We start from the raw sequence: 24,414 nt of genomic DNA on the forward strand, positions 1-24,414 counted from the left end.
TATGGCTACAAACATTGTTGATAACAGAGTAAATTTCGCCAGCGTGCATAATCCGTTTCCTTATCCGGATTTTCTCGATGTGCAGTTGAAGTCGTTTAAGGACTTCTTACAGTTGGATACTCCACCTGAGGAACGCAAGAATGACGGTTTGTATAAGGTTTTCGCCGAGAACTTCCCTATCACCGACACACGTAATAATTTCGTTCTTGAGTTCTTGGATTACTATATTGATCCGCCTCGTTACACGATTGATGAGTGTCTTGAGCGTGGACTCACTTATAGCGTACCTCTTAAGGCCAAGATGAAACTGTATTGCACCGATCCCGATCATGAGGATTTCGGTACATTTATTCAGGATGTATTTCTGGGTACAATTCCTTATATGACTAAGAATGGCACTTTCGTTATCAATGGTGCAGAACGTGTCGTCGTTTCGCAGTTACACCGTTCACCCGGCGTGTTCTTCGGACAAGGCGTGCATGCCAATGGTACAGTGCTTTACAGTGCTCGTATAATCCCGTTCAAGGGTTCATGGATTGAGTTTGCTACTGATATTAATAATGTGATGTATGCTTACATCGATCGTAAGAAGAAGTTGCCTGTAACAACCTTGCTTCGTGCCATGGGCTTTGAGCAGGATAAGGATATTCTTCAGATATTCGATCTCGCCGAGGAAGTGAAGGTGAACAAGAAGAATATGAAGGCTTCTATCGGTCGTAAGCTTGCGGCACGTGTATTGAAGAGCTGGAATGAAGACTTTGTTGATGAGGATACAGGCGAAGTTGTATCTATCGAGCGCAATGAGGTTATCATGGAGCGCGAGACAGAACTGACCGAAGAAAATGTCGGTGAAATTCTTGATAGCGGCGCTTCAACGATTCTTCTCCATAAGGATGCTGAAGCCGCGAATAAATTCACGATTGTTTTCAACACGCTTGCTAAGGATCCGAGCAATTCGGAGAAAGAAGCTGTCAACTACATCTATCGTCAGTTGCGTAATGCCGATCCTGCTGATGACGCCAGTGCCCGTGAGGTATTCCAGAATTTGTTCTTCTCAGACAAGCGTTATGATTTGGGAGAAGTAGGCCGTTATCGTATTAATAAGAAATTAGGTCTCGATACCGATATGGATGTCCGTGTGTTGACAAAGGACGATATCATCGAGATTATCAAATATTTGATTCAATTGGTTAATTCCAACGCTACCGTTGATGATATTGACCACTTGAGCAATCGTCGTGTCCGTACGGTAGGTGAGCAATTGAGCAATCAGTTTGCTATCGGCCTTGCCCGTATGAGCCGTACCATCCGTGAGCGCATGAATGTTCGTGATAACGAAGTGTTCACACCGACAGATTTGATTAACGCCAAGACCATTTCAAGTGTAATCAACTCTTTCTTTGGTACGAATCCTCTGAGCCAATTTATGGACCAGACCAATCCGCTTGCCGAGGTAACGCACAAGCGTCGTCTCTCTGCGCTTGGTCCCGGTGGTTTGTCTCGTGAACGTGCCGGCTTCGAGGTTCGTGACGTTCACTATACACACTATGGTCGTTTGTGTCCTATTGAGAGTCCTGAAGGTCCTAACATCGGTCTTATCTCTTCTCTCTGTGTATACGCTAAGATTAATGACCTTGGCTTCATCGTCACTCCTTACCGCGATGTTCGCGATTCCAAGGTGGATATGGACAACAAGGATGTTGTTTATCTGACGGCCGAAGAGGAGGAAGATAAGATTATCGGCCAGGGTAACGCCCCGTTACAGGTTGATGGCTCATTTATCCGTGAGACCGTTAAGTGTCGTCAGGATGCTGATTACCCCGTTGTTGCCCCTGATCAGGTAGATTTGGTTGACGTGTCTCCACAGCAGATCGCGTCTGTTTCCGCTGCCCTGATTCCTTTCTTGGAGCATGACGACGGTCACCGTGCGCTGATGGGATGTAACATGATGCGTCAGGCCGTTCCATTGCTTCACAACGACGCGCCAATTGTTGGTACAGGTCTTGAGAAGCAGGTTTGTGAGGATTCTCGCACCATGATAATTGCCGAAGGCGAAGGTGTTATCGAGTATGTTGACGCGACAACCATCCGTGTTCTTTATGATCGCACCGAAGAAGAAGAGTTCGTCAGCTTCGAGCCGGCTTTGAAAGAATACCGTATTCCGAAGTTCCGTCGTACCAATCAGAATATGACCATCGACCTTCGTCCGATCTGTACTAAGGGACAGCGCGTGAAGAATGGTGATATCCTTACGGAAGGTTATGCTACAGAGAACGGTGAATTGGCTTTGGGCCGTAATCTTCTCGTTGCGTACATTCCTTGGAAGGGTTATAACTATGAGGACGCCGTTGTTATTTCAGAGCGTATGGTACGTGATGACGTACTCACTTCTGTTCACGTGGATGAGTATTCACTTGATGTTCGTGAGACCAAGCGCGGTGTCGAAGAGTTTACGGCGGATATTCCTAATGTCAGTGAGGAGGCAACTAAAGACCTCGATGATAATGGTATCATTCGCGTCGGCGCTCGTGTAGAGCCGGGCGACATCCTCATTGGTAAGATTTCGCCTAAGGGTGAAAGCGATCCTTCACCGGAAGAGAAGTTGCTTCGTGCCATCTTTGGCGACAAGGCCGGTGACGTGAAAGATTCGTCTTTGAAGGCTAATCCGTCATTGAGTGGTGTCGTTATCGACAAGAAACTCTTCTCACGTGCGGTAAAGACACGCGACTCCAAGAAGCAGGATAAGATCATTCTTGCCAAAATCGATGAAGAGTATGAGGCCAAGAACAATGACTTGAAAGATATTCTTGTCGACAAACTTCTTGAGCTGACAGAAGATAAGACTTGCCAAGGCGTGAAGGATTACACCGGGGCTGAGATTGTAACGAAGGGTAGCAAGTTTACCGCTACCGTTCTGAAGAATCTCGAATATGATGGTATCCAGAGTAATGACTGGACGGAAGATGAGCATGTCAACAGCTTGGTTCAGCAGCTCATCATGAATTACATCCGTAAGTACAAGCAGCTCGATGCAGAATTGAAGCGTCGCAAGTTTGCTATCTCTATCGGTGATGAACTGCCTTCGGGTATTATCCAGATGGCTAAAGTCTATGTAGCCAAGAAACGTAAGATTCAGGTTGGTGATAAGCTGGCCGGTCGCCATGGTAATAAGGGTATTGTTTCTAAGGTTGTGCGCATGGAAGACATGCCATTCTTGGAAGACGGACGCCCGGTTGATTTGGTATTGAACCCCATGGGTGTGCCTTCCCGTATGAACCTTGGACAGATTTTCGAAGCGATCTTGGGCGCTGCCGGCCGTAAGTTGGGATGTAAGTTTGCTACACCGATCTTCGACGGAGCTAAACTTGACGACCTCTCGGAATGGACAGACAAAGCCGGTCTGCCGCGTCTCTGCTCAACTTATATCTATGATGGTGAAACCGGTGAGAAGTTTGACCAACCTGCTACCGTAGGTGTCACCTACTTCTTGAAACTCGGCCACATGGTTGAAGACAAGATGCACGCCCGTTCTATCGGTCCGTACTCACTCATTACGCAACAGCCGCTCGGTGGTAAGGCGCAATTTGGTGGACAACGTTTCGGGGAAATGGAAGTTTGGGCCATCGAGGCCTTTGGCGCAAGCCACATACTTCAGGAAATCCTGACCATCAAGTCTGACGACACCGTAGGTCGCAGCAAGGCTTATGAAGCTATCGTCAAGGGCGATCCTATGCCAACACCCGGAATCCCGGAGTCTCTCAACGTTTTGTTGCATGAGCTTCGTGGTCTCGGTCTAAGTATTAAACTCGATTAAAGTGTAAGAAACATGGCTTTTAAAAAAGATATAAAGGTAAAAAATAATTTTACGAAGATAACCATCGGTCTTGCTTCTCCCGAAGAGATTCTGGAAAATTCGTTTGGTGAGGTTACGAAACCCGAAACCATAAATTATCGTACCTACAAACCCGAGCGCGACGGTCTCTTCTGTGAGCGCATCTTCGGTCCCACCCGTGATTATGAGTGCGCCTGCGGTAAGTATAAGCGCATCCGTTACAAGGGTATCGTCTGCGACCGTTGTGGTGTGGAAGTAACTGAAAAGAAGGTCCGCCGTGAGCGTTCCGGCCATATTGAACTGGTCGTTCCCGTTGCCCACATCTGGTACTTCCGCTCATTGCCCAACAAGATTGGTTATTTGCTCGGAATGCCTACCAAGAAGCTCGACGCCATCGTATATTATGAAAAGTACGTGGTTATCAAGCCGGGATTGATGGAAGGCAAGAAAGATGCCGAGGGTATGGAAGTGAATGGTTCGCACAAGATGGACCTGCTTTCAGAAGAAGAGTACATCAATATTCTCGACAATCAGGTAGATCCTAACAATGATATGCTCGACGACAACGATCCTAATAAGTTCGTTGCGAAGATGGGTGCCGAGGCCGTCTACGACCTTTTGGTCGATCTCGATCTTGACTCACTTTCTTATGAGCTGCGCGATCGTGCCAACAACGACTCCAGCCAACAGCGTAAGACCGAGGCCTTGAAGCGTTTGCAAGTTGTTGAGTCTTTCCGTGCTTCTCAGGGCGTTAACCGCCCCGAGTGGATGATCATGAAGATTATCCCTGTCATTCCGCCAGAGCTTCGCCCATTGGTGCCATTGGATGGTGGCCGTTTCGCCACTTCCGACCTCAATGATCTTTATCGTCGTGTCATCATTCGCAACAATCGTTTGAAGCGTTTGATGGAGATTAAGGCTCCAGAGGTGATTCTCCGTAATGAAAAGCGTATGCTCCAGGAAGCTGTCGACTCCTTGTTCGACAACTCTCGCAAGGCTTCTGCCGTTAAGAGCGAGAGCAATCGTCCTTTGAAGTCTCTCTCCGATTCACTCAAAGGTAAGCAAGGTCGCTTCCGTCAGAATCTCCTTGGTAAGCGTGTCGACTATTCCGCACGTTCCGTTATCGTCGTTGGTCCTGAGTTGAAGATGGGCGAATGCGGTCTGCCTAAGTTGATGGCAGCCGAACTCTATAAGCCGTTCATCATCCGTAAACTCATCGAACGCGGTATTGTGAAGACTGTGAAGAGTGCCAAGAAGATTGTCGATCGTCGTGAACCCGTTATCTGGGATATTCTCGAAAATGTCATGAAGGGTCATCCCGTCATGCTCAACCGTGCGCCGACGCTCCACCGTCTGGGTATTCAGGCGTTCCAGCCCAAGCTCATAGAGGGTAAGGCTATCCAGCTCCATCCGCTGGCTTGTACGGCTTTCAACGCCGACTTCGACGGTGACCAGATGGCTGTTCACCTCCCGTTGAGCAATGAGGCCATTCTCGAAGCACAGATATTGATGCTCCAGAGCCATAATATCCTCAACCCAGCCAATGGCGCGCCTATCACCGTTCCTTCACAGGACATGGTGCTCGGCCTTTACTATATCACTAAGATTCGTCCGGGAGCCAAGGGCGAAGGCCTTACTTTCTACGGTCCGGAGGAAGCGCTCATCGCTCATAACGAAGGTCGCTGCGATCTCCATGCCCAAGTCAAGGTCGCTGTCAATGATCTTGTCGACGGCAAGTTCACGCGCCGTGTGGTCGAAACCTCTGTCGGTCGCGTCATCGTCAATCAGATTATTCCCGAAGAGGTGGGCTTCTTCAATGGTATCATCTCCAAGAAGAGCCTCCGCGGTCTCATTGCCGACGTTATCAAAGCGGTGGGTATGGCTCGTGCCTGTGAGTTCCTCGATGGTATCAAGAACCTCGGTTATCGCATGTCTTATGTTGCCGGACTTTCTTTCAACCTCGATGATATCATCATTCCTGCCGAGAAATCCGATATCGTAGGCAAGGGACAACGAGAGGTAGAGGAAATCACCAATAACTATAATATGGGTTTCATCACCGACAAGGAGCGTTACAATCAGGTTATTGACGCCTGGACACACGTAAACAACGAGTTGGGTGATGTCTTGATGAAAGAAATGACCGAGGCCGACCAAGGTTTCAACGCCGTATATATGATGCTCGACTCCGGAGCCCGTGGTTCTAAAGACCAGATCAAGCAGCTTTCCGGTATGCGTGGTTTGATGGCTAAGCCCCAAAAGGCGGGTGCCGAAGGGGCGCAGATTATCGAGAATCCTATCCTCTCCAACTTTAAGGAAGGCATGTCCGTGCTTGAGTACTTCATCTCTTCTCACGGTGCCCGTAAAGGTTTGGCCGATACGGCTATGAAGACAGCCGACGCCGGATATCTTACCCGTCGTCTGGTCGATGTCAGCCACGATGTGATTATCAATGAAGAGGACTGTGGAACGTTGCGTGGTCTTGAGTGCCGTGCGTTGAAGAATGGTGACGAGACCATCTCGTCGCTCTACGAACGTATTCTCGGCCGTGTATCAGTGCACGACGTGATTCATCCTTCTACCGGCGAAGTGCTTGTACATGCCGGCGAGGAAATCACTGAAGAGAAGGCCCAGGCTATTGAGAATTCACCTATCGAAATGGTTGAAATCCGTTCTGTGCTCACTTGTGAGAGCAAGCATGGTGTTTGTATGAAGTGTTACGGCCGTAACCTTGCTACGGCACGTATGGTTCAGCTCGGCGAGGCTGTCGGTGTCATCGCGGCCCAAGCTATTGGTGAGCCGGGGACACAGCTCACCCTTCGAACGTTCCATGCCGGAGGTGTAGCCGGTAACGCTGCGGCCAATGCCAGCATCGTTGCCAAGAACGACTGCCGTCTTGAGTTTGATGAGCTTCGCACGGTACCCTTCGTCGAGGATGGTGACAACGGCGACGTGAAGTGTCAGATGGTTGTCAGCCGTCTGGCAGAAGTCCGCTTTGTTGATCCCAATACCAATATCGTACTCAGTACGCTCAACGTTCCCTACGGATCGTCACTCTATAATCAGAATGGAGATGTCGTCAAGAAAGGAATGCTCATTGCCAAGTGGGACCCATTCAATGCCGTCATCGTGTCTGAATACGCGGGTACATTGAAATTCCACGACGTTGTCGAAGGTGTCACTTATCATGCTGAAACCGACGAGACCACAGGTATGACCGAGAAAATCATCACCGACTCTAAGGACCGTACCAAAGTGCCTACCGTCGATATCATCGGCGCGGGAGGCGAGGTGGTAGGAACCTATAACTTGCCGGTGGGCGGTCACCTCTCTGTAGAGGATGGCCAGACGCTCGGCACGGGTGAAACGCTTATTAAGATTCCACGTGCCGTAGGTGGCGCCGGCGACATCACCGGTGGTCTTCCCCGTGTTACCGAACTCTTTGAGGCCCGCAACCCGTCCAATCCTGCTGTCGTTTCCGAAATCGACGGTGAGGTGACGCTCGGTAAGCTCAAGCGTGGTAACCGTGAAATCGTCGTTACATCCAAGACCGGAGACCAGAAGAAATATCTCGTATCGCTGTCGAAGCAGATTCTTGTTCAGGAACATGATGCCGTGCGTGCCGGTACGCCGCTTTCCGACGGTGTCATCACGCCGAGTGACATCCTGGCTATCAAGGGTCCGACGGCCGTTCAGGAGTATATCGTGAATGAGGTGCAGGATGTTTATCGTCTCCAAGGTGTGAAGATCAACGATAAACACTTTGAGATCATCGTGCGTCAGATGATGCGCAAGGTGCGCATTGACGATCCGGGTGACACTACGTTCCTCGAACAGGAACTCGTAGACAAGCTCGACTTCTCTGACGAGAACGATCGTATCTGGGGTAAGAAGGTCGTTATCGACGCCGGCGACTCACAGGTGTTCAAGAAAGGTCAGATTGTTACCGCACGCAAGCTTCGCGACGAGAACTCATCACTTAAGCGCCGCGACCTCAATCCTGTTCAGGTGCGTGACGCCGTTCCCGCCACTTCTACCCAGATTCTGCAGGGTATCACCCGTGCGGCTTTGGCTACGAAGAGCTTCATGAGCGCGGCTTCGTTCCAGGAAACCACCAAGGTGCTCAACGAGGCTGCCATCCGTGGAAAGATCGATCATCTGGAAGGTATGAAGGAGAATGTGATCTGTGGTCACCGCATTCCTTCCGGTACCGGTCTGCGCCAGTGGGAGAAGCTTATCGTTGGGTCACGCGAGGAACACGATCGTATGCAAGCTAACCGCAAGAATGTACTTGATTTCGCGGCCCAGGGCGCACAGACTGAAGATTGAAAATTAAACAATATCTTTAAATAAACAATAGACATGCAGTGTTTTGATACACTTGCATGTCTTTTTTTGCCTTTTGCGCAGTGGTTTTCTAAAAGAACCGCTTTTCAAAGGCTTAGATTTGGATAACATACGGCCCGGTAGAAAATTGGCGGCGACAGCTTTGCAAGTATCAATCGATAGCTGCTGAGACGCCAGTTTGGGATAAGTATTTCTCTAAAAAACTGATTCGCGTCTACCGAAAAACGGCGTGGCGTGAGCCGTAAGGGAGTGATTCTTCACGTTCCGCCTTGGCAATCAAGCATTAAAACGCTGCTAATTTTAGAAAAAACTTATCCCTAGCAGGCGTAATCGATAGCTGCTGCGCCTTGAATTATCTTTACATATACTATGAAAAAAGTGGCATTATTCTGAAAAAGAAAAGCGGCGGACGGAAATAAACGATTGTAGAGCAAGTTTATAAAGCACAGGTTATCAATACATTGGGCTTTTTAGCGTATTTCCCTTTCGCTTTTTTACCTTTCATCGCTATGCTTTCAGACCGTAATCGCGCCCCTTTCGCCGGCTAAAAGCGATGGTTTGACGGTGTAATCGTTGTGCTTTGAGCCGACAAAAGGATGGTTTTGGGCATAAAAGGGTGTCGAAATCGGCAAAACGAAGGACTTTTTTCGGCGTGCCGACAGCCGGATGAAGCGTTGCGGAAGTGTTAAAATCAGGTAGCTTTTTCTGACAAAAAACACGGAAACACTAAATCCATATAATGAGAATGGGCTTACAAGGTGATGAAGCCGGAGACTTCATCACTTGCAGACTTGCCCCCGTAAATTATCAGGCGAGCCCCTTTTGCAAGTAGAATAACAAGCCTTTTCTGTATCCATAACACATGCCGGTAGATTAAAAACTTTTAATCCATTTGCTTTTTTCTCCTTTTTCTTTTATCTTTGTCAAACTTTAGCATGTCAACAGTGACCGGCTATTGATGATCGTTATAACTTTAACACCGTAAAAACATTAATCAGATATGGAAGAAAACAATCAAACACCCGAAATAAATCTTGAAATTAAACCGGAAATCGCCGTTGGCAAGTATAGCAATCTGGCCTTGATCAGTCATTCCCACTGCGATTTTATCCTCGATTTCGCGGCCATTTTACCCGGTATGCCCAAGCCCGAAGTCGCCAGCCGTATCATCATGGCGCCCGAACATGCCAAACGTCTGGCCGCGGCCCTGCAGCAAAACCTGATGAAATATGAGCAGGAGTTTGGCAAAATCGATTTGGGAATACAGGAAGAACGCATGATCGCCCCGTTCGGAAACGGCGGCACCCACTCTTGACGGCGCGTATGGTCGGCTTCGCTGTTGATTGTTGAGAAAATACCCATAGTTGATTTCGATTGATTTTAAAGTATCGACATATATACGGTTGGTTGTTCAGCTTCTTTTGTCTGACATCGTTCCTGCGGGCAGAAGCGGTAGAATACTATTTTAAGCGTATTTCCATTGAACATGGTTTGTCGCACGCTACCGTGAATACCATTCTGCGCGACTACCACGGAGCATTGTGGGTAGGAACCAAGCAGGGACTCAACAGAGTTGATCGCGGCAGTATCAGGAAATACTTTTATCCGTCGGTTGACAACAAATCCTCGCGGGCCGGTAATATTATTCAGCTCTTTGAAGGGAGCGACCATACGCTTTGGGTCCTGACCGATCATGGACTTTACAGCTATGTACCCGGTCGCGATACTTTTGTGGCGCGGATAGAACGTCCCATCCACGCGGCAGAGAATGTTCGTGGTGGCGTTCTGTTTGGCGGTTATTCGGCTATCTACCGTTATGACAGTAAGACACAGAAGATTATCCGCCTCCCCTTGCGCAAGGTGAATATGCCCGCGGAAGGCGATTACCTGATCACTTTTCTTCAGTTGCTTGATCAACAAAACGTTTTAGTGGGCACTGAGAGTAACGGTATTTACGTCTATTCGTTGCGCGATCACGTGCTGAGGCCTCTGATCGTGAAGGGCGAAATGGTATTGAACGCGCTGTATTGGGACCGGGAGCGTCAAGAGATCTTTTTATCTCTTTACCAGCAAGGCCTGTTTTGCTATGACCGTTCGGGCCGTTTGCTTCGCCACTATGATACGGCCAACAGCGCGCTTACCAACAATATCGTGTTGAGCATTAAAAAGCATCGAAAGCAGTTGTGGCTGGGAACAGATGGGGGCGGCATATCGGTACTCAATCTACAGACCGGCGCGTTGAGGTCGTTTCGTCATATTCCCGGCGCCAGCCATTCGTTGCCCATTAATTCCATCAAGACCCTTTACGAAGACCATTATGGAAATTTGTGGGCGGGGACAGTGCGTGACGGTCTCTTTCAGTTCAAGAAAACTTATATTCAGACCTACACTGATGGCACCTTAGGCAGTAACAACGGCTTGAGTGAGCGTGTCGTCATCAGCCTGTTTAAGTCTGTTGACGGCGGCCTTTGGGTAGGTACCGATGGTGGCGGCCTTAATTATTTCAACCCGACTACGGACGTCTTTACGCACCATCTGAACACCTATAACGACAAGATTGTTTCCGTTACCGATCTTTCGCCGTCGGCTCTCTTGGTCTCCCGCTATGGTAAGGGACTTTCCGTATATCATACAAAAAGCAGAACCTACAGCCCTTTTGTGATTGTCAATGGGCAAGTGGATGCCGAAGAGTGTCATTCGGGATTTGTACCTACGGCCTATCGCACTTCGCCTACAACGTTGTTGATTCTGGGCCGCAACACTTATTCCTATCAAACGGACACCCATACCTTTGAGCAACTGCGTTTCGCGCGCGGCACGCAGCCTCGGTTGTCGTTGCAAATGATGTACACGGCCGGCGGCCTCACCTTGCTTTCAAAAGATAATTGCCTGTATCGCGTCGACTCCCGGCGCTGCATACGGCTGCTGACCGCCTTGCGGCGTGATTTGCAAATCACGTCTGTATGCTGCGAGAAGGCAACCGGAAAGTTATGGATAGCCACATCAGGAGGGCTCTACACCTGTACTTTGTATCATCCCCGAAAGGTCAGCAGGGTGGCGGTCAACCTGTTCGGACACATTTCGACCATGCAATCCGACGACAGGAGCCGTCTTTGGATTAACGCGTCGAATATGCTCTTTTCGTACGACACACGTAGTGGCAGATGTATGATATGGGACGAATCGGAAGGCTTCTTGCCCAATGATATTCTCACACGCGACGTGACACCAACTCCTTCTCCCTATATTTATATGGGAGGAATCAACGGTTTGGTGAAAATCGACAAGCGCATAACCGACGAGGGGCAGGATCCGATCACGGTCTATTTGCAGTCGGTGGAGCATAATGGCAAGTTGTACACGGCCGCAACGTTTCCCCACACGATATTGCAAAACTTCAATTCGTTGCGCATCACGATCAACCTGAATGAGAATGACATCTTCCGGCATGTCCTTTTCCGTTACCGCATACGGGGAGAGCGACAAAACTCGATAACCGAGTCGTACCTTACCGATTTCAATATTCCTTCGCTCGCCCCGGGCGATTATACGGTCTATGTGGCTTATATGACGAAGAACGGCGGTTGGACGCGTGAGAAGTCGCTTGTGTCGTTCAGGGTCATGCCTCCTTGGTACCGCCGCACATGGGTTGTTCTCGTGTCGTTGGCCATGTTGTTATGTATTGCCGCGTTGGCTGTATGGTGGACCATTCGTCGCAATCGGCAACGCATGAAGTGGAAGATGGCGCTCCATCAGCAGGCGCTCAATGAAGATAAAATCCAGTTTCTTACCAACATCAGCCACGAGCTTCGTACACCGTTGACACTGATTTACGCGCCCCTTAAACGCCTGTTGAGCGGTTCGGCCATGTCGGTCGATGACGCGCAGCGGGCACAGATCGAGAGTGTGTTTCGCCAGGCGGGCTACATGAAAAACATCATCAACTGGGTATTGGAGTATGATAAGAATACATCTTTGGGCGATTCGCTGACATTGGCCTTTACCGATATCAATCATTTGGTGGAGGAAGTTTTGGCCGACTTCGCGCAAGAGTTCAAGGAAAAGCGCGTTCGAACCGTGTTACAATTAGACAGCAGTCTGCGTCCCGTCGAGATGGACCGGGCAAAGATCCGTGTCGTGTTGTCTAATTTGTTGATGAACGCGTTGAAATTCAGCCGCGAAGATACCGATGTGACCATCCGGACATTCCTGCGCGACGATATGCTCAGGGTGCAGATAGAAGATCGTGGCGCGGGTCTTAAAAATCTTGATATGGACCGTCTCTTCACACGTTTCTATCAAGGCCGGCACCGGAAGCAGGGTAGTGGCATTGGTCTGGCCTACTGTAAGGAACTCGTCGAGAAGCATAAAGGACGTATCGGGGCCGCGGACAATCCGGGCGGAGGCACGATTATGTTTTTTGAACTGCGCTATCGGATTTCGCCTACGCGGGGATTGGAGTCTCAGGAGGCTGCCGCTACCTCGGTGGCAAGTCCGTTGGCTGTTCGCATGCTCGACCTTACGGCTTATCAGGTATTGGTGGTTGATGACAATCGAGAGTTTCTGAAGTTTTTGGAAGAGGAGCTGCAACCGTTGTTCGGTCGTATATGGAAAGCGCGCGACGGCGAAGAAGCGCTCCGCCTGTTAAGAGAACGGCAACCGGATATTGTGGTGAGCGATGTCATGATGCCCGCCATGGATGGCTATCAGCTATGTAGAAATATCAAGGAAGATATCGAAATCAGTCACATCCCCGTTATATTGTTGACGGCCAAGAGCGATGCCGAGAGTCAGAAAATAGGCTATAAGCTCGGTGCCGACGCTTATCTTTCGAAGCCTTTTGATACGGAATTGCTTGTTTCGGTCGTCGAAACGCAGTTACGTCGTAAAGAACTGCTTAGACAAAAATACCAGCAAGATCCGTTGGCACTGTCGCCTCAGGCGGCAACCGGCAGTAATGCCGACGAGCGGTTTATGATCAAACTCAACGCGACAGTGAAGGAGGGCTATGCCGATGCCTCGTTCGATATAGCCCGAATTACGGACGCGCTTGCCATGAGTCGTGCCTCGCTTTACAATAAGATGAAGCAGTTGACGGGCATGGGCGTGAATGAATATGTCAATAAATATCGCGTTACCATGGCTTGCGCCCTGCTTGAGAAGACGGATAAGCCGATAGCCGATATCGCTTTTGAAACCGGTTTTACCTCACAACGTTATTTCAGCACCGTATTTAAAGCCGCTACCGGTCAGACCCCTACATCATATCGGACGCGAGCGCACGAATCTTGAAGCGTCGGGCATATTTAACCCCAAATCAGTCAAGGACTCTAATGAACGATTTGGGTTTAAGTTTAGAAACCATATAAGCCTTGTTCGCTGTGGCATAGCCTTGAAAATAGGTATATTTAGACAAAAACGGAATAGGTTTGGAAGATTTTGAACACCTTTTTGGGTGGGTTCGATTATCTTTGCGGCAGGTTTTTAAACCAAATTCTATTATATAACCTATTTATTATATGACATGAGAAAAACAATTCTTCTATTTGTTTCTATGTTATTCTGTTGTTGCCTTTACGCGCAGCAGAAAAAACTCAGTGGTACGGTGCGTGACGCGGACAGTGGCGAGCCCCTTACCGGTGTTTCGGTGAAGATAAAGGGAACGGGCAAAGGAACGGTTACCGATATTGGCGGTAAATATGATATTACGGTGAATGTAAACCAGACATTGGAATTCTCATTTCTTGGCATGACGACGCAGCGAGTTGTGGTGAAGTCGTCTACGCTCGCGCCGCTTGATATCTCGCTGCGGCCCGACCAGCTGTCGTTGGAAGATGTCGTGGTGGTGGGCTATGGCGTAACGAAGAAGCGCGACCTGGCCGGTGCAATCACGTCGTTGAAGCCCGACAACATCGAGGCCGGTGTGGTGAGCGATATGTCACAGTTCTTGAAAGGCAGGGCCTCGGGCGTGCAAGTGCGTCAGAACTCGCTTGAGCCGGGTGGAAGCGTGTCGGTGCGTGTGCGTGGCGCCTCGTCGGTAAGCGCGGAAAATGAACCGCTGTATGTCATTGATGGTTTTCAAACGGATAACATGACCCAAATCAACGTGGACGACATCGAGTCTATCGAGATATTGAAAGACGCGTCTACCACGGCAATCTACGGCGCGCGTGGTGCCAATGGTGTTATCCTGATCACAACGAAGCGGGGAAAGGCCGGACAATTCAATGTAGAGTATTCCAACAGTTCGGCTGCCAAACTGATGTATAACCCTTGGGAATTGCTCGACGCCGGCGAGACGATTGCCTTGGAGCGTCGCCTCTACGAGCAGGATCCTACGGCTACGAGCAGTGTGTGGACGGCCGAGCAGGCAAAATATCGTGGTAAGGGAACCGACTGGGTGAAAGAAACGACGCGTAATACCATTACCAATCTGCAGCAACTGTCTATTTCGGGTGGCAGTGACAGGCTGACGGGATATGCTTCGGCCAACTATCTCACCGAGCCGGGCATTCTGTATAACACGGATTATAAGCGCTTTGGCGGGCGTACCAACTTGTTCTTCAAGCTGAGTAATAGGATAAGAACGGGCGCGAATATCAATTTCTCGCAATCAAAGAAGAAGTTTCTTGATATGGGAACCATTTCTTCTGACAAGAATATCATGTATCGCATATTCAATCTTGAGCCTTGGAAGAACACCGAGGGGTATGATGTCTTTGGCGTGAAGGCCCGTAGGCCGGGCGTTTTTGACGAGATGAACGGTGCCAAACTTAACCGGACATTCACAACGGTCTACGCAACCTTGTTTGCCGAGGTGGATGTCTTGCCGTTGCTCACGGTCAGCGGGCGCTACACGTATGCTTATGACCATTTGAAGACGCAGAAGTATTACGATCGTTCTACCACGATAGGGCAGTCGTATGGCGGACAGGCTTTTATCGGACACGAGGAGAATGCCAAACATCAAATAGAAGGTGTCGTGACATGGACACCGAACTTGGGAGAAAAGCACGCGCTTAAACTGATCGTCGGCACGTCATATATCCATCAGAAAGGGTGGGGCGACGAGATACAGGCCTATGGATTTGCCTCTGACGTATTCGGTTATAGCAATATTGGAGCGGCCGAACATCTTGATTGGATCGGTTCGGGAGAGTCTGTTTTGAAGAAAGCCTCATTCTTCAGTCGTGTGGAATATATATTCAACGATAAGTATATCTTCAACGCGTCGTTGCGTTCCGATGGTTCTTCCGTCTTCGGCGCTGATTATCGCTGGGGCTTTTTCCCCGCCGGTTCTTTTGCCTGGCATATTGGTGATGAACCTTTTATGGCTTTTACGAAGCCTCTTTTCTCGAAGATAAAGCTGAGAACAAGTTATGGACTGAGCGGTAACGATGGGATTCGATTTGGGCTTTCGCAGTATCAATATTCGGTTCGTGACGTGCATATCAGTGGCAATGAGGCGCAAAAAGGAATGTATCCGTCTAATCCTTATAACCATAGATTGCGGTGGGAAACGACTCGGCAGTGGAATATCGGTGCCGACTTGCTGCTGCTCGACGGAAGGATTGAGGCGAGTCTGGATTATTATATTAAGCGGACGAAAGACCTTTTGAGTCCGGACGCCATTCACCCGTCGGGTGGTTTTCCCAACTATACCAATTCAGACGGTCGCCGTTTCGAATACACGGCCATGATGTTGAACGACGGTGAAATCGATAACCGAGGATTCGAGTTCTCCGTAAAGTCGACCAATATCAATACAAAGAACTTTGTCTGGACGTCTATGTTTAATCTTTCAACCAATCGCAGCAAAGTGTTGAGATTGAACAATGGGCAAGCCCGCTTCCAATATATTCGTCCTCATGGCTCATACGAAGAGAAAGAGTATATCATCCTGAAAGAAGGTGAGCCGCTAAGCGCCATCTATGGCTACGTGTTCGACGGTATCATGCAGCAGGGTGAAACTTATAAGGCACAGCCTAACGCTGTGGCCGGTGATCCGAAATTCAAAGATTTGAATAACGATGGAATCATTGACGAGAAAGACCGCAAGGTTTTGGGTACAGGTATCCCTAAGACCATCTTAGGTCTGCAGAATACGTTTACTTATAAGAATTTCGATCTTTCTGTATTCTGGGAGGCTTCATTAGGCGCTAAGATGCTCAACCTGACGCGGATATACCTTGAGGATAACAACCGAATCAAGGAATCGATGGATCGGTGGACACAAGGTGGACGCATCATGACGGATGAGAATGGAAAGAGTTATACGACAGCAGGCAATCCTTCGACGACGGTTCCGCGTAAAGGTTATACCCGAAGAGCTGAGGTACAATACGGCTCTTACATCAATTCGCGCTTCGTAGAGAACGCTGACTATTTGAAGTTGAGAAACATAGAATTGGGTTACACCTTGAAAGGACATTGGTTGAAACTTGACTTTATCAAGAATATCCGTTTGTTTGTGGGAGCGCAGAATTTGCTCACGATTACAAAATATAAAGGTTTCGACCCAGATATCAGTACCAACGGTAGCAGTGCTGTCGCGCAAGGGTTGGATCTTAACTCATATCCCGCGTACCGGACTTTTAATTTCGGTGGTAAAATAACATTCTAACAGTAAGACAATGACGATGATTTATCAAAATAAGATCGCACGGTTTGCTTTGTGTGCGATGGCAGGCAGCTTTCTTGCCTCATGCAATTTGGATGAGGAGCTGACTTCTGTATATAATGCAGACAATGCCTATGTGACGGAACAAAATGCCCAAGAGGGTGTGAATGGAATATATCGCTATCTGAAAGGAGGCACGCATCCGGCTACGTTTTATCTCAATGATGTGTCTACGGACGCGGCATACAAGGCGGGATTGGATTATGAGATCATGAATGACAACAATCTTGCCGGTAACGTCGACGTTGCCCGTGCCTATAATGGCAACTGGCAAATGATCGGTTGTGCGAACTCGGCCATCGACAATATTACGCCGATGGATGAAAGTAGGTTTAAAGACGCCGCACGTAAAAAGGAGCTTTTGGCAGAAGCACACTTTATGCGGGCTTTTGCTTATTATCAGCTTACCAATGCCTTTTATCGTGTGCCTTTGATTACCAATGGTTTTTATGATGCGGTATCTTCTCCGGTGTTAGCTTCGGTGGAGGCTCTTGATTCTCTTATGGAGCAAGATTTGCTGATTGCGGCTTCAGCGTTGCCCGATACGTGGGAAAAGAAGAATGTTGGCGGTGAAGGGGGCAGGCCCACTGCGGGCGCAGCCTATGGCTATCTGATGAGGCTATATATGCGCAAGGCCGGCTATCAGCGTGAACAGGGAGCAGATGCTTCCGAAAGTTGGCAGGCTGCCCTGAATTATGCCAATCGTGTCATTGCGACGGGACGTTACGCGCTTCAGCCCACGATATGGGACGTATTTGATCCTACTTCGGAAAAGAGCTTATATAATAATGAGATTATCTTTGCGGTGCGTTCCAGCGAGAAGGTTCCTTCGGGAAGTTCGGACATCGCTTTGTATTTCACGCCTTGGAGTTATAATTACGGATGGGATATCTTCAGTATCCCATTGGAATTGTATTGGAAATATGACGCGACGGATCAGCGCTTCTCAAAACTCTTGGTAGGCGAATACACCGATGTGTATGACGCAAACAAGAAATACAAAGTGCCGACTCGTCGGGAAGTGGGTACGCTGAATAACGAATCGAGTAGTCCCATTGTTGTGGAACTGGCACAGGCCTATACCAATAAGTATTTTTATGAGAAAGCCGGAACTTATAATTATAACACGCCCAACAACCTGATTCTTCTGCGCTATGCTGATGTTTTATTATGTAAGGCAGAGATTCTGAACGAACTGAATGGGGTCAACCAGACCTCTTTAGCATTGTTGAATCAAATTCGTGAACGTGCTTTCGGCAATACGACGCATGATTACGCCATGACTGATTTTACGACAAAGGCGGATTTCCGGTCGGCTCTTTGTGATGAGCGATTGCTTGAACTCAATAATGAGGGTTGCCGTCGGATAGACCTTATCAGGATGGGGCTTTGGAAAGACAGAATGGACGCGTATATGGACGCCATCAAGTCGAAAGTGGAAACCAAGGAAAGGAATATGGGCTTGACATCTGGCGCGTTGAGTGCGGAGTGGTCGGTCTATCCCAAGTTCTCTACGGCGCCACTCAAACGCTTTGATAAACGTCGCTATTATCCCATTCCGAAAGTGTATAGCAGCAAGTATCCGGATTTGCTGAATAACCGTACCTTCCAAGAAGAATAACGATAACCTTCATAAAACAGAAAAATATGACAAATTATAAAGTAAATATCTTCTTTATAGCTTTGATGCTGTTGTTCACGGCATGCGACAGTGTAGGGAAAGACGGCCGCTTTACGGGTGAGCCTATGAGTCATGTTACGGCACCTGAAGCAGGTGTGCTGGATAGACAGAAACAGAGTCTATGGAATTTCGACACGATGGAAGGGTGGACGGTTGCCAACCAAGGCAATGATACCGAAAACCATTCCTCTATAGAAAGTAATACCCAATGTGAAGATGGCAAAGCCTTGCGGATTTACACGAGTGCCAATACGCAGCAACGCAAGAAAGTGCGCACTGTGAAGCAGTATAGTGCCGGTTTGTACACTTGGCGCACTTATATATCGGACTTAGGCGAAGTAGAACGGACGAGTATCGGCTCATGGTTGTGGCACGATGACAAGCATGAACTCGACTTTGAAGTCGGTTCGGGCACGGCCGCAGAGCGTTTAGCGCTTGGTCTTGCCGCCGACGAAGTGATTGCTTATATCACGAGTCAAGACAATCCTTGGCTACAGCAGAAGGTCGGTATCAAGAAGAATGCCTGGCATGAGTTCCAGATAGATCTGAAACTGGTGGGTAAGAAGTATTTCGCGACATGGCTCATCGACAAGCATCCGTACGCCATGCAGCAATTAGCGTATGGAGAGGAAGTTCCTTTCTATATATTCTGCAGTACGGAGAATCTGAAGTTTATTGGTGATACGTGGCCTTATCAGACTAATTACGGCTTGTGGGACTACGTTTCTTATATTCCTTATAGCTATTCATCGGATTCTGTTACGCCCGAGAAACCGGTCGATCCCGTCGATCCGGCACCCGAACCGGATGAGGGAGAAACCAAGCGGTGGACTTTCGACCGAATGCCTGATGGTTGGAAAGTATGGACTAATGTGGGAGCTGACGGCGTCGGTTATTATGGCGTAAGTGATGGTCGGTTGCTTCTTTCTAATGACGGCTACTGCATTACGTCCAAAATCGAATATTCTACGCCGGTAGGTTTCGGCAAATATATTTGGAAACTGCGTTTCCCCCGACTTGCCGGCGCGGAAAAGTTCATGGCCGGTGGTACTTTGTATACGGCTAATGAAGCGAATGGTCCGCATACGCTTACGATTGTGGGCTGGTATGGTAGCGACGCTGAACGCTCTCGCTTAGGCGCTCAATCTGGCGATTTACTGTTGCGCATCTATTCGGAGATACCGGCTTTGGACCGCAATGTGAAGGTGTTGAAGCCCGAGACGGATTACAAACTGAGCATTGAGTTGAAAAAAGTAAATGGAAAATACGTGATTGTATATGCCATCGACGACGAGGTGATACAGACTTTGCCTGCCAATTATGGTGCCGATGTTGTAAAATTCCTCTTTATCGCCTCGGCAGAATCCAATCGCGGCTGGATGCCGGGCAATCCGCTTACCGGAAAATATACAGCGAATTTTGATTATATCGAATACACGGCATATTGATATTGTAATGGATAAAACGCGATCGTGGATCATTCAGTTATGAAAAGAACCATCTTGCTGTTACTCTCGGCCCTGCTCATCCTCGCTGCCTGCCGCAACGAGGATGACAGCAGGCCCGACACCACTCTCGTCACTTTCAATGTACAGCGTAATGAACAAAATGCCTTGCGGGCTGATTTGACGGCCGAGCTGAAGGCGTCTACCGCCTATCATATCGAGTATTGGGAAAAGGCTGACCCGGCAACGCTGCGGAAGACACGACCCGCTGTCGGCAAAGGCATCGTGCACCGCACGTTGATTATGCTGAAACCGAATACCCGCTATGCGTGTCGGCTTGTTTACGAGGGAGGCGAACCGTCGGATGTCCGTGAGTTTGTGACAGGGGCGGCTCCCGATGAAATCGCCCATGCGTCGTTGTTGGTCGACGATATGCCTCATGAGCTGCCCGGTTATCTGCTGGTCTATATGCGAAAGTCGCCGGGATATGTCTATCTGCTCGACACAAAAGGCATTCCCGTGTGGTATCAGCCCATAGCCGAAGGCGTGCTGGTTGCTAATCTTGAGCCAAAGACCAATCGGCTCTACATGATTACCAAGCCGATACAAAATGATTTTAACCAGGCCTATACCGGACGCATTTTGAAAGTAATGGATCTGTGGGGAAACGTAATCCTTGAAAAGGAACTCAGCACGCTGCCCGAGATGGCAGGCCGAAAGGCCCACCACGAATGCCGTCCATTGCCTAATGGAAATGCGATTTTCGTGACGACGGTAGATCGGACGTTCGATTTGCGGGCATACGGCGGCACAGCGAATGAAGTCGTCACGGGCGACGGCTTCGCTGTCATGGACCTTAAAGGGAATATCGTGAAGCAGTGGGATTGCTTCGAGACGCTGAATCCGACGGAAAATCCACGCATTATGGACATCAAGGAAGACTGGCTACATGCCAATTCCATCAACTATGATGCGGATGGCAATTACTATATGACGTTCAATCGGCCGAGCGAACTATGGAAGATTGATCCCGCGACGGGGCGTGTGCTTTATCGTGTAGGTAAAGCCGGTGACGTGCCGATGCAGTCCGAAGGTTTTGCCGACGGAATGCACTGCGCGAATCCGAAAGCGCCTGATGAAGTGTTGGTGTTGGACAATGCTCGCGACAATATACGTGGCTCGCGCGCTTTGCGATATAAGGTGGATTTACAGACACGTCGCGCGGAGTTGACTTTGAATTGTGAGATACCTCGACAGTATAGTTCACCTAATCGTGGAAATGTTCAGCAGATTGGTAAAGATATGCTGATTTTCGGTTCGAGCGTGAAAAACTTAATTCTCTTTACAGATTGTAGTAAACAAGTTACGATTCATCGAATCCTATCGCTTCAACATTTGTTCTATCGAGCAGAATATATTCCTACGATTGAATATTGACTTTCTCATCACCGTATCATCTTAATTCTGTGATTTTGTTATAAAAAATCGCATTATTTTAACACTTCCGCAACACGTCATCTAAGTGTCGTCATGCCAAAAAGCTCCTTTGTTTTACCGATTTTTATGCCCTTTTGTGCCCAAAGTTATCCTTTTATCGGCTCAAAGCACAGCGATTACGCTGCCAAAGCATAGCTTTTAGCCGGTGAAAGGGATGCGATTACGGCCTGAAAGCATAGCTATTAAAGGCGAAAAAGCGAAGGGGAAGTACCTTGAAAAACACAATCTGTTGATAACCAGCGTTTTATAAACTTGCTCTAAAATCGCTTATTTGGGTCCGTCTCTTTTCTTTTTCAAAATAATGCCACTTTTTTGATGGTATATGTAAAGATAATTCAGGGGGCATATGTTTGGGGGGGCTTTGTTTAAAAACGCGCACAGAAATTAACAAAATGATTCTGTTTGTTTAAAAAATACGTTTTTGATTTGTCTCCGTGAGAGAAAGAGGAAAAATTCGCGCATGTGATATCGGGAATATCCATGCGGTTCGGGATAATTATGTTCGTGTCGACATTGAAACAAAAGCTTTTTGGCCCTTCACAACGCAAGCCGGCAAAAAGCAGCACCCTGACAGCGCAAGGCCTGTCAGGGTGCTTTGAAGAGATTATTTAAAATGAAGATTCGGACTAATTGATAGCCACAGGCACATCCAGCTTTTTGATATTAAAGCCACCGGTACGGCCGCCGAGGCCTTTGGCCGCGTCATTCACGGTGCCGTTTTCTACTTTTTCCGTTCCATTGAGTTTATAGTAGAGTTCCAATCCGTCGGACTTGGAATCCACGCCCAGCATGTTTTGCTTGATTTGATTTTCGCTCCGGGCGACGCTCCACACACGGATTTCGCTCATATAACCGTAGAACGGACGTTCTCCCCAGGGGAAACCGGGCAGCTTGCCGATATTGAAGCCGACGTCGGCATTGGGATCGAAGCCCGGGATATTCCAAGCCGATTCAGCCCATTTATTACCATTGAGATACATCACGGTCTTTCCGGAAGTCTGGTCGAATGTCAGTGCCAAATGATACCATTTGTCGGTCTGCAACTTCTCGGGAGCCTCGTAATGCTGTCGGCCTGCAGCCTGGACAATGCCTCTGGGTATACCACCGCCGGTATCGCCGATACGGAGAATCATGATACCCTCTGTACCGAGAACAGTGTTGTTACTTCCCAGATAGGTAGGATAGATGAGCGCCTCGTAAGTGAACGACTTGAAGAAAGTGCCACTGGGGAACTTAACCGAGATATAGTTGTTGTCGAACTCAGCCACCTTCGTAATCGTGATAGGCTTGGCCAGAATAACATATTCGATGTCGGTGCCTTCGATGGTTGGAACCGATCCTGAATGGAGTCGCACGGGTACTACGTATGACTTGCCCTCGGCCAGTTTATCAAGGTTGCTTAGCGTCATCTTCACCTTACCGGCAAAGAGTTGTCCCTTTTCTATGACCGAAGTGGATTTCTCCAGCTTCACGTCCTTGGCATCCAGTGTCTGATAATTGGTACCGTACTTGATATTGTAGTCTTTCACTACGCTTGCCTCGGCCACGGAGTAGGACACCGCAACCTCGGACGAGTGGGTGTTAGAGAGACGGCAGGTAAGCTCGACATCCATGGTCGCCTTGTCCTCCTTCACTTCTACGTTATATTCTTTGTTTTCAAAATAAACCTTGGGCTTCAACAAGTCGCTTTCGCTGTCGTTGCAGGCTGTCGGCAGAAACACCGCCAATCCTAAAGCCACATAGCTTAATATATGCTTTTTCATTGTTTCTTTCGTATTAAGTTAATTGATTGGAGTGCAAAGAACTTACTTGCTCTGTTTGGCTTTCCATTCGTTAAATACTTTCTGATTGATCTGAATGGCCTGGCGCATCCACTTGTAATTGGGCGTGTTGTCGTAATCGTTGTCAAAGCGATAAGCACCTACACCACCTTTATACCCATTCGATGGCATGGAGGCTGCCTGTCTGAGCAGCTGTCCGCCGGAAGCGAAAGACGACTCGAAGTTTTCGGTCGTGATAATCTTCTTCGCATCGATATTATAGTTATCGAAGTTGGTGATGCGACCGTAAGCTTGATCAATCCAGTAGTCAACATAGCCGTCGAGTGGCTCGGTGAGGCTCCGGAAATGGCCGTCGATGCAGATGAGTTTATGTCCCTTATTTTCGGGATCGCTCTTCGGTCCGATATACTTGTTCATTTCCTTGACGAGAAAAATCAAGTGTTCGTTGCTACTTAACGTGCCATCCATATCGAAGACACCGCTTCCGATTTCCCAGTCGATGTCGTAACCATCCCAGTCGTTGGCTTCCAGAGAGTCGCAGAGGGCTTTGGCAAACTTAGCCAGAGCCTGCTTGTGGTTTTCTGAATTAAATTCACCGTTAAAGCCCCAGAACTTCCAGCGTGCCTTCTTCTTTGCCTCGCTTAGTCGCGCTTCATCGTTATACCAGCCTTCCGTTTTGGCCTGCTTTTCTACCTCTTGGTAAACAGACTCAGGCGTGCGACCCTTGCCGAGATACGACAGTAGCGTCACTTCGAGTAGCTTGGTGCCTTTTACTTTCTGCACAAACTCCTTGTCAGCCTTCTGTTCAGGCGTGATGTTGAAGCGGCTCGGTGCGCCACTCCACATGGAAACGATGTCCATACTGTCGGGCATAGAGGTGAGATAGCCACGGCGGTAGGTGCCGGCCGGCGACCAGTTGGAATACCAGCCAAACGCTACCGGACGTCCATAGTTGACGGCCGACTGCTTGTAAGCGCGCAAGTCGGCATAATATTTCTCGCTCTTAGCGTTGTTGAGCGTGTTGAATCCGCCCACATGGTCGAATTCCTTTGTTTCAGGCTCCGTCATGTCGGAGCAGGATGTCGACACGAATCCGGTCAACAGCACCAACAATAACGTATAATATTTAATCTTTTTCATTGTTCTTAGGT

At 48.5% G+C, this 24,414-nt stretch carries 10 protein-coding genes; 8 read left to right on the top strand and 2 right to left on the bottom strand.

The window, feature by feature from the left end:
* The first annotated feature begins 1 nt into the window (after nucleotide 1).
* From rpoB to JHU38_RS01950, 8 genes are all read left to right on the top strand, one after another.
* On the top strand, nucleotides 2–3,814 hold the full coding sequence (gene rpoB, locus JHU38_RS01915; protein WP_207859274.1) for a DNA-directed RNA polymerase subunit beta: 3,813 nt from the start codon (nucleotides 2–4) through the stop codon (nucleotides 3,812–3,814).
* Between the two features lie 12 nt (nucleotides 3,815–3,826).
* Nucleotides 3,827–8,161 (top strand): DNA-directed RNA polymerase subunit beta', encoded by a 4,335-nt coding sequence (rpoC, locus tag JHU38_RS01920; protein WP_107581775.1) that lies wholly within the window; start codon nucleotides 3,827–3,829, stop codon nucleotides 8,159–8,161.
* Between the two features lie 1,018 nt (nucleotides 8,162–9,179).
* The gene (locus JHU38_RS01925) at nucleotides 9,180–9,494 is read left to right on the top strand and encodes a DUF3467 domain-containing protein (protein ID WP_107581776.1); all 315 of its coding nucleotides are present in this window, start codon (nucleotides 9,180–9,182) and stop codon (nucleotides 9,492–9,494) included.
* Between the two features lie 59 nt (nucleotides 9,495–9,553).
* On the top strand, nucleotides 9,554–13,471 hold the full coding sequence (locus JHU38_RS01930; protein WP_232369800.1) for a hybrid sensor histidine kinase/response regulator transcription factor: 3,918 nt from the start codon (nucleotides 9,554–9,556) through the stop codon (nucleotides 13,469–13,471).
* Nucleotides 13,472–13,703: 232 nt separating this feature from the next.
* Complete coding sequence (locus tag JHU38_RS01935; protein WP_107581777.1) at nucleotides 13,704–16,802, top strand: SusC/RagA family TonB-linked outer membrane protein; 3,099 nt, start codon at nucleotides 13,704–13,706, stop codon at nucleotides 16,800–16,802.
* A gap of 16 nt (nucleotides 16,803–16,818) precedes the next feature.
* Complete coding sequence (locus JHU38_RS01940) at nucleotides 16,819–18,480, top strand: RagB/SusD family nutrient uptake outer membrane protein (protein WP_232369801.1); 1,662 nt, start codon at nucleotides 16,819–16,821, stop codon at nucleotides 18,478–18,480.
* A gap of 26 nt (nucleotides 18,481–18,506) precedes the next feature.
* Nucleotides 18,507–19,988: a toxin-antitoxin system protein gene (locus JHU38_RS01945; protein ID WP_107581779.1), complete on the top strand. Its 1,482-nt coding sequence runs from the start codon at nucleotides 18,507–18,509 to the stop codon at nucleotides 19,986–19,988.
* A gap of 39 nt (nucleotides 19,989–20,027) precedes the next feature.
* Nucleotides 20,028–21,422: an aryl-sulfate sulfotransferase gene (locus tag JHU38_RS01950; RefSeq protein WP_107581780.1), complete on the top strand. Its 1,395-nt coding sequence runs from the start codon at nucleotides 20,028–20,030 to the stop codon at nucleotides 21,420–21,422.
* Between the two features lie 686 nt (nucleotides 21,423–22,108).
* Here the strand turns inward: JHU38_RS01950 and JHU38_RS01955 are convergent.
* Together JHU38_RS01955 and JHU38_RS01960 are read right to left on the bottom strand one after the other, a co-directional pair.
* Entirely contained in the window at nucleotides 22,109–23,245 is a 1,137-nt protein-coding gene (locus JHU38_RS01955) for a DUF1735 and LamG domain-containing protein (protein WP_107581781.1), read from the bottom strand.
* Nucleotides 23,246–23,287: 42 nt separating this feature from the next.
* The gene (locus JHU38_RS01960; RefSeq protein WP_107581782.1) at nucleotides 23,288–24,403 is read right to left on the bottom strand and encodes a glycoside hydrolase family 18; all 1,116 of its coding nucleotides are present in this window, start codon (nucleotides 24,401–24,403) and stop codon (nucleotides 23,288–23,290) included.
* Nucleotides 24,404–24,414 lie beyond the last annotated feature (11 nt).

Source organism: Prevotella illustrans, assembly GCF_017426725.1.
Taxonomy (GTDB): Bacteria; Bacteroidota; Bacteroidia; order Bacteroidales; family Bacteroidaceae; genus Prevotella; species Prevotella illustrans.